The organism is Pyrococcus sp. ST04 (genome assembly GCF_000263735.1).
Classification (GTDB): Archaea; Methanobacteriota_B; Thermococci; order Thermococcales; family Thermococcaceae; genus Pyrococcus.
In genome coordinates this window covers 1063402-1076341 of sequence record NC_017946.1, presented here as the reverse complement: position 1 = coordinate 1076341, position 12940 = coordinate 1063402, and the positions used below count along the sequence as shown (strand labels likewise).

General features: G+C 41.8%; 14 protein-coding genes and 1 tRNA gene. 7 read left to right on the top strand and 8 right to left on the bottom strand.

Going from position 1 to position 12940, the window contains the following annotated elements; genetic code table 11:
- Positions 1-106: 106 nt before the first annotated feature.
- Entirely contained in the window at positions 107-1438 is a 1332-nt protein-coding gene (locus PY04_RS05560) for an NCS2 family permease (RefSeq protein ID WP_014734165.1), read from the top strand.
- Here PY04_RS05560 and PY04_RS05555 read toward each other — a convergent pair.
- The 4 genes from PY04_RS05555 to PY04_RS05540 all read right to left on the bottom strand — a co-directional run bounded on the left by PY04_RS05555 (position 1388) and on the right by PY04_RS05540 (position 4992).
- Positions 1388-1819: a metal-dependent transcriptional regulator gene (locus tag PY04_RS05555; protein ID WP_014734164.1), complete on the bottom strand. Its 432-nt coding sequence runs from the start codon at positions 1817-1819 to the stop codon at positions 1388-1390. The two genes, PY04_RS05560 and PY04_RS05555, sit on opposite strands and share 51 nt — an antisense overlap.
- A gap of 79 nt (positions 1820-1898) precedes the next feature.
- On the bottom strand, positions 1899-2981 hold the full coding sequence (locus PY04_RS05550; protein ID WP_014734163.1) for a radical SAM protein: 1083 nt from the start codon (positions 2979-2981) through the stop codon (positions 1899-1901).
- Positions 2982-3038: 57 nt separating this feature from the next.
- The gene (locus PY04_RS05545; RefSeq protein WP_014734162.1) at positions 3039-4115 is read right to left on the bottom strand and encodes a DUF512 domain-containing protein; all 1077 of its coding nucleotides are present in this window, start codon (positions 4113-4115) and stop codon (positions 3039-3041) included.
- On the bottom strand, positions 4099-4992 hold the full coding sequence (locus tag PY04_RS05540; RefSeq protein ID WP_014734161.1) for a hypothetical protein: 894 nt from the start codon (positions 4990-4992) through the stop codon (positions 4099-4101). The genes PY04_RS05545 and PY04_RS05540 overlap by 17 nt, the downstream gene beginning before the upstream one ends.
- Before the next feature lie 90 nt (positions 4993-5082).
- Here PY04_RS05540 and PY04_RS05535 point away from each other — a divergent pair.
- The 3 genes from PY04_RS05535 to PY04_RS05525 all read left to right on the top strand — a co-directional run bounded on the left by PY04_RS05535 (position 5083) and on the right by PY04_RS05525 (position 7010).
- Positions 5083-5159 (top strand) — tRNA-Ala (locus tag PY04_RS05535).
- Between the two features lie 66 nt (positions 5160-5225).
- Positions 5226-6338: a type 2 isopentenyl-diphosphate Delta-isomerase gene (gene fni / locus PY04_RS05530; protein ID WP_014734160.1), complete on the top strand. Its 1113-nt coding sequence runs from the start codon at positions 5226-5228 to the stop codon at positions 6336-6338.
- Positions 6339-6440: 102 nt separating this feature from the next.
- Entirely contained in the window at positions 6441-7010 is a 570-nt protein-coding gene (locus PY04_RS05525) for a hypothetical protein (RefSeq protein ID WP_048056034.1), read from the top strand.
- Here the strand turns inward: PY04_RS05525 and PY04_RS05520 are convergent.
- From PY04_RS05520 to PY04_RS05505, 4 genes are all read right to left on the bottom strand, one after another.
- A complete protein-coding gene (locus PY04_RS05520; protein WP_014734158.1) occupies positions 6979-7221 on the bottom strand; it encodes a FeoC-like transcriptional regulator in 243 nt (80 codons plus the stop codon). The two genes, PY04_RS05525 and PY04_RS05520, sit on opposite strands and share 32 nt — an antisense overlap.
- Positions 7222-9207 (bottom strand): ferrous iron transport protein B, encoded by a 1986-nt coding sequence (gene feoB / locus PY04_RS05515; RefSeq protein ID WP_014734157.1) that lies wholly within the window; start codon positions 9205-9207, stop codon positions 7222-7224.
- 2 nt (positions 9208-9209) lie between these two features.
- Positions 9210-9437, bottom strand: coding sequence for a FeoA family protein (locus tag PY04_RS05510; RefSeq protein WP_048056033.1), 228 nt, complete (start codon positions 9435-9437; stop codon positions 9210-9212).
- A 98-nt stretch (positions 9438-9535) separates the two neighbouring features.
- Entirely contained in the window at positions 9536-10294 is a 759-nt protein-coding gene (locus PY04_RS05505; protein WP_014734155.1) for a YchF/TatD family DNA exonuclease, read from the bottom strand.
- A 48-nt stretch (positions 10295-10342) separates the two neighbouring features.
- On the opposite strand from PY04_RS05505, the gene PY04_RS05500 reads away from it, so the two are divergent.
- Genes PY04_RS05500 through PY04_RS05490 form a run of 3 tightly spaced genes read left to right on the top strand, consistent with a single transcriptional unit; the run spans position 10343 to position 12900 of the window.
- Positions 10343-11122 carry a BtpA/SgcQ family protein gene (locus PY04_RS05500; protein ID WP_014734154.1) on the top strand — a complete coding sequence of 260 codons (780 nt, stop codon included), beginning with the start codon at positions 10343-10345 and terminating at the stop codon, positions 11120-11122.
- 21 nt (positions 11123-11143) lie between these two features.
- The gene (glmM, locus tag PY04_RS05495) at positions 11144-12499 is read left to right on the top strand and encodes a phosphoglucosamine mutase (protein ID WP_014734153.1); all 1356 of its coding nucleotides are present in this window, start codon (positions 11144-11146) and stop codon (positions 12497-12499) included.
- Positions 12496-12900 carry an EamA family transporter gene (locus tag PY04_RS05490; RefSeq protein WP_014734152.1) on the top strand — a complete coding sequence of 135 codons (405 nt, stop codon included), beginning with the start codon at positions 12496-12498 and terminating at the stop codon, positions 12898-12900. The genes glmM and PY04_RS05490 overlap by 4 nt, the downstream gene beginning before the upstream one ends.
- Positions 12901-12940 lie beyond the last annotated feature (40 nt).

Here is a 12940-nt window from a genome sequence, read left to right as displayed (position 1 = left end):
TAGTTGTATTTTCTTCCTATTCTTTTGAGTTTTAACATATATTTGTAAAATAAATCTTAAAAATATGCCATCATTTGACAAAACAAAGGCAATTGGAGGTGCCATGATGGGGTGGATTGAGAGATATTTTGAGTTTGAAAAATATGGTACTGATCTCAAAACTGAAGTTCTTGCCGGTGTAACGACGTTCATGACGATGGCTTACATTCTCTTTGTTAATCCAGCAATTCTGAGTAATGCAATGGGCAAAGACGCGTTTGATTCACTCGTTGCAGTGACCGCACTCGCCGCGGGTTTAACGACAATACTTATGGGTGTTTACGCAAAGAAGCCTTTTGCACTAGCTCCGGGAATGGGTCTCAACGCGTACTTTGCCTTCACAGTAGCGCCAAAATACGGGTGGAAAGTAGCCCTTGCTGCTGTCTTCGTTGAAGGTATAATATTCATTATCCTCAGCATAACAAAGGTCAGGAGTGCTATAATTCATGCAATTCCAATAAGTCAGAAATATGCCGTTGGTGCTGGAATCGGTCTCTTCCTGACGTTCATTGGACTTAACGACGTTGGCCTATTAACGGCTGCAACTACAAAAGAGGGAATTCTTCAGTTTACGGGCCTCAACGCTCCAGCCCTTGCAAAACCCGAAATATTGCTGTTCCTCTTCGGTCTGTTCGTTGCGGCAATTCTAATAGGTCTCAGAATTAAGGGAGCATTGCTGATATCGATTCTCGCTACCAGTATAATAGGATGGATTACGGGGGTAGCTCCAAGACCAGAGCAAATATTCTCAATGCCAACGATAAGCTATACGTTTATGAAGCTTGACTTGCACGGTCTGATAAACGCTGGAGCCCTTGGAGTTGTGTTTGCATTCTTCATGGTTGACTTCTTCGACACATTGGGTACCGTAACTGGACTAAGCGCAAAGGCAGGGTTCCTGACTAAAGAGGGGAAGATACCAGATGCAGAGAAGGTTCTCCTTACCGATGCAATAGGAACAACCTTTGGTGCTATCCTCGGTACTTCAACCGTAACAACGTACATAGAGAGTGCTGCTGGAATTGAGGAAGGTGGAAGAACAGGGTTAACTGCAGTCGTTACTGGTCTTCTCTTCCTAGCAATAGGTCTGTTTATAGCCCCAGTTGCAAAAGCTATTCCAGCATTTGCAACGGCCCCTGCCCTTGTTATAGTGGGTTACTACATGATGAGCGCTTTTAAAGAAGTTGATTTCAGTGACCCAACAGAAGCAATTCCAGCATTCCTGGTTTTGATAACCATACCCTTCACTTACTCAATAGCGGACGGTATTGGAGTAGGTTTCATCAGCTACACCTTACTGAAGGTATTCACAGGAAGGTGGAAAGAAGTACACCCATTAATGTATATTCTAGCCTTGGTGTTCGTTGGATACTTTGCCTACCTTGCGGGAGTCTTCTGATTCTTCCATTACTTTTTTTAAGAACTGTTTCAGAACATATGGACAGTTCTCCTGGATGTATGATATGAACTCTTTTATCCTCTGTATGGTTATGTCATGAACATAGTGCTCAAACTGGCAGGCATCTTCCTCGGCAATATCCGGAGGTATGCCCAGAACGTTTGTGAAGAATTCAGTCAACAATAGGTGCTTTGAATATGTTTCTTCAGCTATCTTCCTTCCTTCCTCGGTTAATAATATCCTATCATATTTTTCATATTCAATTAGCCCCTTTTCGGCAAGCTTTTTTAGGGCATCAACAACGCTGGGAGGTTTAACTCTAAGTACTCTAGCTATGTCCTTAACCCTAATAACTCCTTTATTTTTTTGTAGGAGATACATGACTTCAAGGTACTCTTCTTCTCTTTTTGAAACCACCTTCACCTCACCAAAATTAGACTAGCCTAAAGAATTTAAATAATTAATTGAGAGGTATCCTTTCAACTTCAACTCTATCCCACGTCGGGTACTCCTCCACTATGTAGAATTTCACATCCCCTTCAATTGCATCTGCAAGCTCTTCTGCAACCTCTACTGGCATTTCTATTCTCTTCTTCTCCCAGTTTATATAGAGCCACTCCTCTGGAACCTCAGCCTCCTTAATTAAAAATTCATAAAGCTCTGTAAGATCATCGTATTCTGCTATTCCAAATCTTAACGTTCCATCTTCTGTGATCTCCATGTATGGCTTTGCCACATTTTTTGCCATTCTTCTTAACCTGTTTCTAAGTTGAACAGCATCCTTGAGCTTTGCAGTACAGAGGTGGTAATTTAAGGATGTGTTCTTTTCGCCCCATTCAAGAATGCTTAGTCCCGACTCGAGGCTCCCTTTTATTGCAGAGCTCTCGTCACTAATTGGCTTGTACCCTCTGGAGAGAAGATTCCGGAGGTTTGTTTCGCTGTATTCGAGCTCGTTTATGTTGAGAAACTTTGCCCCCAAGCTGTCTAAGAGACTTGCAAACCACTTAATTCTCTCTTCAAATCCCGGAATCGCAGGGACTTCTCCTCCGATATCCCAATCAAAATTAAAGGCTTTCTTTAGATTTTCAATTTCTCTCTGGAAGAATTTTGAGTTTGGCTCAAATAAATCTGGGTGGAATCTTATCTCATCGAGACCTGCATCATAAAGTCTTTCAAGAGCTTTCTCATCTGCTAGAACTCCCGTTGTATATAAGTGGATGTGAAACTTTTTCCCAAACTCCTCTTTTAGTGCCTTTATGTACTCCACTGTCCTTGACAGCCTAGCGAGGGGGTCACCTCCAGTAATTCCGGCTCCTTTTGCTTCCTGTATTCTTGCTTCTTCAAATATATCCTCTATTCTTTTTACAGGCCTTTCATTTGCATAGGTCACATCATTCCTTCTCCAAGGGCTAAGGGGGCAGTAAAAGCAATTTCTTGGACAAACCCCCGTTACAAAGAGAACCAGCTTCTCTCCCCTCACACAGTACTTGCAACCTTCAGGGAGGTCCCCAACTACATATGAATAGTATGGAGTCTTTCTCATTTTTGCTCCCCTCAGCCAGCCATCCTTTAATCATCGAATCATTTAACAGCTCTTTCATCATAGGGATATGTTCTTGATAATCTTAGGTATCTCTTGAGGTTCAAGGGCAGTTTCAACTATATAACCCTTCTCAACCAGTATCTTTGTAAAGAGCTCATTTCTTTTCCATCCGTCAAGTGTCATGTCTCCATAAAACATGAGTTCTGGAAGTATTATAAGTCCTATGTCAACTTCAGGAAGCTTTAATACCTCCCTCAACACATCCCTACCAGTTAAAAGACCAGCCGTTCCAATATTGCCACCGAAAAATTCATTTTTTACCATTACAACCTTAATCTTTGGAAAGAGCCTCTTCATCTCTGGATAGGCAAGTTCTCCCGTGAAGATGTATGTTGGGATGGTTGGTTCAATGTCAAATGGTTTTAATCCAATAGTAAACTCCCCCAAGAGGGCCAAAAATATTGGAGGGATGACAACCTTTATATCGAGCTCTTTATCCTTCTGAAGAGCAACCTCCTTGACAAAGATCAGCTCTTCCTTGGTTAGAGGACGAACGTTAAATTTATTGTACTTCGTAACGCCTACTGGGAAAAGCCTGACCTCATGAATTCCCATTCTGTCAAGGTCTTCTATTATCTCTCCAATGTCCCAAACGTTGTATCCAGGAGTGAGTATTATATCAGCTATTACTCTGAAATTCTCAGCTACAAGGGGAAGTAGATCTATAAGCTTCCCAGCATGCCTGTTTCTCATTAATTTAACTCTGACTTCCTTTTTTGTTGTATGAACGGAAATCTGTATTTCGTCAAGCCCAGCTTTGTAAAGACTTTCAATTCTCTTCTCATCAAACCTTACGTTTCCGGATGTATCAGTAACTCTAATCCACAGATCATAATTTTCTCGAGCATATTTTATCCTCATCTCTAGCTCAGGGTCGTTTAAAGTGTCATGCCTCGGAACTTTATATATCATGTCTGGCGGATTTTGAAGGAGATAACAGAATATACAACCATTTCCACATGGCCCCGCTTTTGAAGAGGGTGGAATAACCAATAGGTCGTCTCTTTCATCCACTCCATCGAGTTCGTACTTTGTAATCTTCCTGAGCTTTAAATCTTCAGTAAGTTCGTACATCTGGCATAATGCCAGAGGACTCACTTAAAAGCTTAACTTCATCAACTAGGTTTTGATAAAATATTAACCCAGCTACACTCGTTAAGACGAATAGAAGGGCCACAAAAGGAGATTGAAGGAGTAATCCAATCAGAATTCCAACAAAGTTTGGGGATAGCAAGTACACCATCGTATAGGCTATGCTTCCAGCAACTAAGAGGGCTATTGCCGATAATACCAGGAGAAGACCAAACCCATACGTCGATAGTTTTTTCCTTAGAGGGATGAACATTGCTTTGATTGCCTTCCCAATGCTACCCTCCAGAACGTAGGCTGGAAATACAACTGAAGTCATGCCAACTAGGAAGGGAATGAAAACCAGCTCAGCAAACATCAAAAGGAGGAGACCAATGCTTACCAATCCATGAGTATCTCCCAGTACACCAAGTCCAATTATTATCAGAAAAGGAAATGCAACTACAATTGCAAAGAGAGCAATTATCAGGATTATTAGTATGTTCAACAAAAATGCTGGAGCTATATGTTCAAATCCTACAATTAGGCTGTCCAATATGCTAAAATTCTTGCCTCTTCTAACTTCAGCCGAGTACAAGACTATTCCATACTGAATAGCTGAGCTGATTAAGAGTTGGAGAAGTGAAACAAACAGCAGTTTCTTGAGGAAGCTTTCAGGGAGAAATGCAGATCCAACAGCTCCATACTCCTCCACCATTAAACCCTTTTCGAGCTCTTCTAGAGGGTATATTGATGAGATGTCCTTTTGTAGGTATGCTCTAATTGGGGCAAAGGCCAATAGAACTATTAAAGGTAGTATTACTAATTTAGGATTAGAAAATACAAAGTTTATAGCTTCTCCAAATGACTTTATTCCTACCATTTTACAGTCCCCTGTACATTATGAATGTTTCTTTTTTAAATGTTCCCTCCAAAAACTTTTAAACCTCTCTTGTGAGGTAGCCAATGGAGTGGGCCGGTAGCTCAGCCTGGGAGAGCGCCGCCCTCGCAAGGCGGAGGCCGCGGGTTCAAATCCCGCCCGGTCCACCACCCTTATGCTACATAAACTATGTTAACTACAAAAAATCTGTTCTTAATTGTAAGGAGGGGAGATGGTTGGAGGAAGGCCATAGAACTATTCTTCGAAAGTTTGAGCATATAGAACATTGCCTAAAAAGGAACGTTGAAGCGCATGTTTCCAATGGCTTTGAAGATATTTTCCTAATACACAGTAGTCTCCCTGAGATCGACAAGGATGAAGTTGATTTAAGTGTTGAGTTTCTTGGCAGAAAATTTGACTATCCAATAATGATAACCGGCATGACGGGGGGAACAAGAAAGGGGGAGATAGCTTGGAAGATCAACAGAACTCTGGCTCAAGCTGCTGAAGAACTTAACATTCCCTTCGGTGTTGGCAGTCAGAGGGCTATGATTGAAAACCCAGAGACATGGGAAAGTTACTATGTCAGGGACGTTGCTCCCAATGTGTTCTTAGTAGGAAATCTTGGAGCTCCCCAATTTGGGAAGAACGCAAAAAGGAGATATGGGATTAGGGAGGTCTTGTATGCGATAGAGAAAATTGAGGCCGATGCCATAGCTATCCACATGAACCCCTTGCAAGAGAGCGTTCAGCCCGAGGGAGATACAACATTTTCTGGCGTTCTTGAGGCCCTCGCCGAAATAAAGGCAAACATTGATTATCCAGTTATAGCAAAGGAAACAGGAGCGGGAGTTTCCAGGGAGGTTGCTGTAAAGCTGGAATCAATAGGGATCGATGCAATAGACATAAGTGGACTTGGTGGAACGAGCTGGAGTGGTGTGGAATACTACAGGGCAAAAGATGAGTTTGGAAAGATGTTAGCACTGAGGTTCTGGGACTGGGGGATTAAAACTGCAATAAGTTTGGCAGAAGTAAGGTATTGGACGAGTCTCCCCATAATAGCTAGTGGTGGCATGAGGGATGGCATAACTATGGCAAAAGCTCTCGCACTGGGTGCAACGCTAGTAGGAGTTGCACTCCCAGTTCTTAAGCCAGCTGCGAAAGGGGATGTTGAAGGGGTTAAAAAAGTTATCATAGGATATGCAGAAGAGATCAAAAATGCCATGTTTTTAGTAGGAGCAAAAACTATAGAGGACTTAAGAAGGGTTCCAATAGTTATTGTTGGATTTGTCCGGGAATGGCTTGAGCAAAGAATAAATCTCAATGAGTTCTTGTCTTCTAGGTTTTGAAACAATTTTTTATTAAGCAAAAAATTTATTAACACATATTTTGTAAATTTCACTTGATTAGACAATTAGTTATGGTAAAATAATTAATGAGGGTGAAGAGGGTTGGCCAAATATCAACTTGTGTTTGAATGGCCGAAGAAGAGGCTCCCTCTACGGTATAAAAGAGAATGGGATATGGTAAGGGTAAAAGTTGAAGAAGACAAGCTTGTCAACACTCTCCTGAAAATTCACGAGGTGTCTGAAGGAAATGTAGAAATAACAATAATGAAGGGGAAGGAAAGTGTCGGTGAGGCGAGATTAAAGGGAGACAGTATATTACTAGCGTTTTATAGTGAATCACCTTATATCCCAGAGGAAGTTGTCCTATATATACCAAAAAATGAAGTTGTAGATGCCGAGTTGATAGCTGAGTTACCTTTTCTCATTCCAAATACCATTGAGAACGTTAAAGAAGAAGAAAGGGGAGATATAATTATTGTAAAATTTAACGCAACTACTAGGGAAATTTCTGGAGTATCCGAATTTTTCCCAGATGAAAAGCCCGAGGTTGAGGTCGTTCTAAAAAGGTCTAGTAAAACATTTGGAAATCATGAAGAATTGTTTATTGAGAGTATTAAAATAAAAGGGGCTAAAAAAGAGGTTAAATTTCAAATGTCGGAACATAAGCTTTAATTCCTGAGCGGACGCACTTCCCTGGGCAGACTTTCTTTAATGGGCATAACTCACAGCTTGGTGCTTCAACTTCTTTTAGGTATCCCATGCTCTTGAGTATTTCTAGTATTCCTTCAACTTCCTCTTTAGATAAGCCAGATTTCTTTGCTAGCTCCTCAATTGTGTAAGTTCCATTTCGAAGGAGATCTAATATCTGTTCAAACTTTCCCATTCATATCACCGAGCCTATGGCATATGCTATAATCCCGACGATTGTGGCCAGTGTTAAGTTGTACAATGCAGCCACACTCATCCACTTGGTTCCCCCTTCAGCCCTTATTGCTGCTAGTGTGGCTATGCAAGGGAGATATAGAGTAGTAACTAGGGCGAGTACATATGCCTGCAAGGGCGTCATTGCGTGAACCATAGCTCCTGCCAGAGATTCTTCTCCAACGCCGTAAATTACACTGTATGTTGCTATCACATTTTCCTTCGCTATTATACCGAAGATTAAACTAACAGCTGCCTTCCAGTCCAGTCCCATCAGCTTGGCTATTGGTTCGAGAGCTTTTCCTAGCCTTTCAGCGTAGCTTAGTCCAGTCCCAACTGGTTGGGGATAAGAGGACAAGTACCATATGGCTATTGAACCGAGCAGTATCACGGTTGCTGCCTTTCTAAGGAACTCTTTGCTCCTCTCCCAGGAATGGATTATAACGGTCTTCCATGATGGTATTGAGTAGTCTGGAAGTTCTATTATGAACGGACTTTCCTCACCTTTTATAAAGAACTTTCCGAGGATTAGAGCTGAGATTAAGGCTAGGGCTATCGCTATTGCATAAATGCTTATCGCAACTAGTGCTGCTTTGTCCGGGAAGAATGTATCTGCGAGGAAAGTTATTACGACCATCCTCGCGACGCATGGAACTAGGGGATTAACTAGCATTGTCAATATTCTGTCTCTTTCATTCTCTAATGTCCTTGTGGCCATGATTGCTGGAACATTACATCCAAATGCCAGTACCATTGGAATTATGGCCTTTCCCGGAAGATTGAATATCCTAAGGAACCTCTCCATCATAGCCGCAATTCTGGCCATATATCCTGTGTCTTCAAGTATTGACATGCCCACGAAGAGGAGGAATACCAATGGGAAGAAGCTGAGCACTGCTCCAACTCCGCCGATTACTCCATCCACTATTAGCCCTCTCAAAGTTTCATTAGTTATATGGGGGGCTATTGCCTCTCCAAGCCATGAAAATGCAGAGTCAAGCCACTCCTGAAGAGGTCCTCCCAGGGTAAACACAAACTGGAAGAGTAGATAAAACACTATGAGCATTGATATTATTCCATAAACGGGATGCGTTAAGAGTTTATCCAACTGGTCACTCAATGTTTCTCTTATTTCAGCGGGATGCCTCACAAATTTTCTCAACAGCTGCTCAAGGAACTCATACTTTTGACTCGCCATAACTATATCCAATGACCTCTTGTACTTCTCTTCAAGCTCCCCTATATGCTTTAGTATTTCATCCATCTTAGATTGTCCAAGATACTTTAGTACCAGCTTTATCACTTCCTCGTCTCTTTGGAGGAGCTTTATAGCAAGCCACCTTACTGGATACTTCTCTGCTAACGGTGTTCCTTCGAGTACTTCAGAAACGTGCTGTATTTCCCTCTCTATGTCGTCATCATACTTAACTACGATTGGATTCGTCGTTATCTTCCCGTCTGCCATCATGACTATCGTTCTCTTAAGTTCCTCCAGCCCTTCTCCACTCTTCGCGTTAGTTGGAACAACAGGAACCCCTAGGGCTTTCTCCATAGCTTTGATATCAATTTCAACCCCTTTCTTCTTTATAAGATCGAACTTGTTTAATGCTATCACAACGTTCTTTGCCCCCATTTCAAAGAGCTCCAGTGTAAGGAAAAGGTTCCTCATCAGACAAGTGGAGTCAACTATATCGACAATTACATCTGCATTCCCCTCTAGAATGAAATTTCTGGCTATTAGCTCATCAACACTGTGAGCAGTCATTGAATATATTCCTGGCAGGTCAACCACTAGAAACTCCCTGCCCTTATACTCAAATATTCCCTCCTTCTTCTCAACAGTGACGCCTGGCCAGTTGCCCACATGCTGCCTTAGTCCAGTGAGGGCATTGAATATTGTGGTCTTTCCAACGTTTGGATTCCCAACTAATGCTATTGTCTTAAGCATGTTCACACCCTCCTGACAAGTATTTTGTTTGCTATTCCCCATCCAAGGGCTATTCTAGAAGAGCCAACAGCGACTATCATCGGGCCTGGTCCCCTACCCTTAATGACCCTAATTGTTACTCCGGGAGCTATGCCCATCGCTATCAATTTAGCCCTAGCATTTGGGCCTCCTCGGATGTCAATGACCACACCTGCCTCCCCTTCATTTAGTGCTGTCAGTGGCACATACAAATTAGGCACCTCCCAATATTATTAGGCCAACCTAATTTTTGAAAAATGCCTTTAAAAGAATTTTGTCCGAAAAAAGAAAAGAATAAGTTTGAAATTCGTTATAAAGGAAGCGAAAAGAATTCAATTGTATTTTTCTCTAGTATCCTCTCTATTTCATATATCGAAACATTCTTTATCTTTGCTAGCTCCTTGACAACAACTTCAACGTACCATGGCTTATTTTTGACTCCCTTATATGGACTCATATAAGGGGAGTCTGTCTCTCCTAAAAGATAATCAATTTCGATTGCTTCAGCTACCTTTCTAACTTCTGGAATAAAGACGATTCCAGTAACTATCCCTATAACATGACCGTGATCTATTATTTCCTTAGCAGTTTCAACGTCTCCAGTATAGGAGTGAAAGTATGCTTTAACATCGTATTCGCTGATTATTCTGAGCGCTTCTCCTTCTGCATCCCTGGCATGTACAACTACGGGTAATTTTAGCTCCTGAGCAAGTTCAAGAAAATGCCTGAAGATTTTTTCCTGGTTTCTCCTTTCTTCAAGGGTCTTCGCATGGTAGTAGTCAAGTCCTATCTCCCCAATTGCAAATATATCATCTTTGTGCTTGATTATAAATTCCTCCACTTTCTCAACTTTCTCCCAGTTTCCTCTTTTAGCTTCATTAGGGTGATATCCTAGTGTAGGGAAGAGAAAACCAAAGTAGGGTTTTAGAATCTCCCAACTTTTCCACACGTGAACTTTCCTGTACTCAGTTATTGAATCAACTATGGCCCTTAATTTTTCCCTCGCTTCATTAACTATCTCAACATGGTTCTTTTTGAAGAATTCAATATGAGCGTGAGCATCTATCATCTTAACCACCGAAAAATTTTACAGAGGAACCGCTTATTAACCCTAATCATGGAATTCAAAAATAAGCCTTTAATAGGAGTAGTTCACCTCGGGCCTCTCCCTGGATCCCCCAGGTATTCAGGAAATCTTGAGGAAGTCATTGAAAGAGCCATTAAAGATGCAAAGACGTACGAAGAGGCGGGATTCGATGGTGTGATTGTCGAAAATTACATGGATTACCCTTTTGGAAAAACTATTGGAAAAGAAACCCTGGCCGCGTTTTCTATAGTTGCAAGAGAAGTGAAAAGAGAAATATCAATACCGCTTGGGATTAATGTTTTAAGAAATGATTGTATTGCTGCTTACTCAATAGCATATGCCGTTAGAGCTGACTTCATAAGAGTAAACGTACTTACTGGAGTCGCCTTTACCGACCAAGGTATAATAGAAGGATGTGCACGAGATCTTGCACTTCTGAAGTCAAAATTACCGGCTAATATCTTGATCCTTGCGGATGTTCATGTTAAGCATGCAGTTCACTTCTCCAGCTTCGAAGATTCCCTTTTGGACACTGTAGAAAGAGGAGGAGCTGATGCCGTTATTATAACTGGAGCAAGAACTGGCAGTCCACCAGACATAGAGGTGGTAAGGAGAGCAAAGAACCTTATTGATGTTCCGGTAGTTGTTGGCTCTGGGGTTACTTTAGATAACATAGGAATTTTCCTAAGGTATTCAGACGGTATAATAGTAGGGACGTGGGTTAAGGAGGGAGGAGTAACAGAAAACCCTGTTTCCCTCAAAAGGGCTAAATCTCTAGCTAAAGTTAAAAGAGATATTTTAAAATTGTGAAATAATCGGGGGGTGTTCTCGGTGGGGAAGTACTTTGGAACTAGTGGAATAAGAGAAGTTGTTAATGAGAAGCTGACACCCGAACTTGCCTTGAAGGTCGGCCTTGCCTTGGGAAGTTATCTTGGAGAAGGAACAGTTGTGGTGGGAGTTGATACAAGGACAAGCAGTGAAATGCTAAAAAATGCTGTAATAAGTGGCCTACTATCCACGGGAATCGATGTTATTGATATAGGTCTGGCCCCAACGCCATTAACTGGATTCGCGATAAAACTCTATGATGCTGACGCGGGAGTTACGATTACAGCCTCTCATAATCCCCCCGAATATAATGGAATAAAAGTTTGGGACAAGGATGGTATGGCATACACGCAAGAGAAAGAGAGAAAGTTGGAGGAGATAATAGATTCAGGAAAGTTCAAGAAAGTTGCATGGAATGAAATTGGAAAATTAAGAGAGGAAGATCCAAAAAGAGAGTACATAAATGAAGTTCTAAAGAACATTCACCTCGAAAACTCGTACACAATTGTTGTCGATACTGGAAATGGAGCCGGTTCAATTCTAAGCCCCTATCTCCAAAGAGAACTCGGAAATAGGGTCATAGGCTTGAACTCCCATCCAAGTGGCTTCTTTATTAGAGAGCTCGAACCAAACGCCAAGAGTCTTGCAATGCTCTCAAAAGTCGTCAAAGCTATGAATGCCGACCTTGGAATAGCCCATGATGGGGATGCGGATAGAATTGGAGTTGTTGACGATGCAGGAAACTTCGTTGAGTATGAAGTCACGCTCTCCCTCATAGCAGGTTATATGCTCAAAAAGTTCGGAAAAGGAAAGATAGTAACGACGGTTGATGCCGGATTTGCTCTAGACGACTATGTAAGGCCTTTTGGAGGGGAAGTCGTTAGGACAAAGGTTGGTGATGTTGCGGTTGCTGAAGAGCTGAAAAAACATGGGGGCATCTTTGGAGGGGAGCCAAGTGGAACATGGATAATGCCTCAATGGAATCTCACGCCGGATGGAATTTTCGCCGGAGCCTTAGTTGTTGAAATGATAGACCGGTTAGGCCCTATAAGTGAACTCGCCAAGGAAGTTCCTAGGTATGTAACTTTAAGAGCAAAAATTCCGTGTCCAAATGAGTTCAAGAAAAGGGCCATGGAGATTATAGCGGAGAGGGTGTTAAAGGAATTTGAGTATGAGAAGTTAATAGACATCGATGGAATAAGAATTGAGAACTCGGATTGGTGGATTCTTTTCAGGCCTAGTGGAACTGAGCCTATAATGAGGATAACGCTAGAGGCTCATACAAGAGAGAGAGCAGAAGAACTAATGAAGAGGGCGGAGAGAGTTGTTAAGGAGGCAATAAAGGAGGCCCAAGGATGAATTATATAGGATACGCCCTTCTTTCTGCATTCTTTGCTTCTCTTGTTCCAATTTTTGGAAAGTTAGGCCTCAAGAATACTTCTCCAGAAGTAGGATCAGCTATAAGAGCCTTGATAATGACAATTTTCCTCTTTGCAGTGAGTGTAGGTAGGAAAAACATCACAACTCCACCTACTAGAGAACTAATTTTTCTCACCCTTTCAGGACTGGCCGGAGCGCTATCGTGGTTCTTCTACTTTAAAGCAATAAAACTTGGAAAAGTCTCCATAGTTGCTCCAATAGACAGGATGAGTGTGGCTCTTGCTGTTCTATTGGCATGGATATTCCTAGGAGAGGAAATCACTGTTAGATCAGTTATTGGAGTTTTGCTAATAATAACAGGTGTCATTTTGCTTATATGAAGAGAGAATGCAATTCAGCCGTGGTCCAGCTTCATCACCC

What these genes read in the sequence shown, in the direction of transcription:
- PY04_RS05560 (WP_014734165.1), top strand. Translation starts at nt 107, where the DNA reads ATGGGGTGGATTGAGAGATATTTTGAGTTTGAAAAATATGGTACTGAT.
- PY04_RS05555 (WP_014734164.1), bottom strand. Translation starts at nt 1,819, where the DNA reads ATGTATCTCCTACAAAAAAATAAAGGAGTTATTAGGGTTAAGGACATA.
- PY04_RS05550 (WP_014734163.1), bottom strand. Translation starts at nt 2,981, where the DNA reads ATGAGAAAGACTCCATACTATTCATATGTAGTTGGGGACCTCCCTGAA.
- PY04_RS05545 (WP_014734162.1), bottom strand. Translation starts at nt 4,115, where the DNA reads ATGTACGAACTTACTGAAGATTTAAAGCTCAGGAAGATTACAAAGTAC.
- PY04_RS05540 (WP_014734161.1), bottom strand. Translation starts at nt 4,992, where the DNA reads ATGGTAGGAATAAAGTCATTTGGAGAAGCTATAAACTTTGTATTTTCT.
- PY04_RS05520 (WP_014734158.1), bottom strand. Translation starts at nt 7,221, where the DNA reads ATGGGAAAGTTTGAACAGATATTAGATCTCCTTCGAAATGGAACTTAC.
- feoB (WP_014734157.1), bottom strand. Translation starts at nt 9,207, where the DNA reads ATGCTTAAGACAATAGCATTAGTTGGGAATCCAAACGTTGGAAAGACC.
- PY04_RS05505 (WP_014734155.1), bottom strand. Translation starts at nt 10,294, where the DNA reads ATGATAGATGCTCACGCTCATATTGAATTCTTCAAAAAGAACCATGTT.
- PY04_RS05500 (WP_014734154.1), top strand. Translation starts at nt 10,343, where the DNA reads ATGGAATTCAAAAATAAGCCTTTAATAGGAGTAGTTCACCTCGGGCCT.
- PY04_RS05490 (WP_014734152.1), top strand. Translation starts at nt 12,496, where the DNA reads ATGAATTATATAGGATACGCCCTTCTTTCTGCATTCTTTGCTTCTCTT.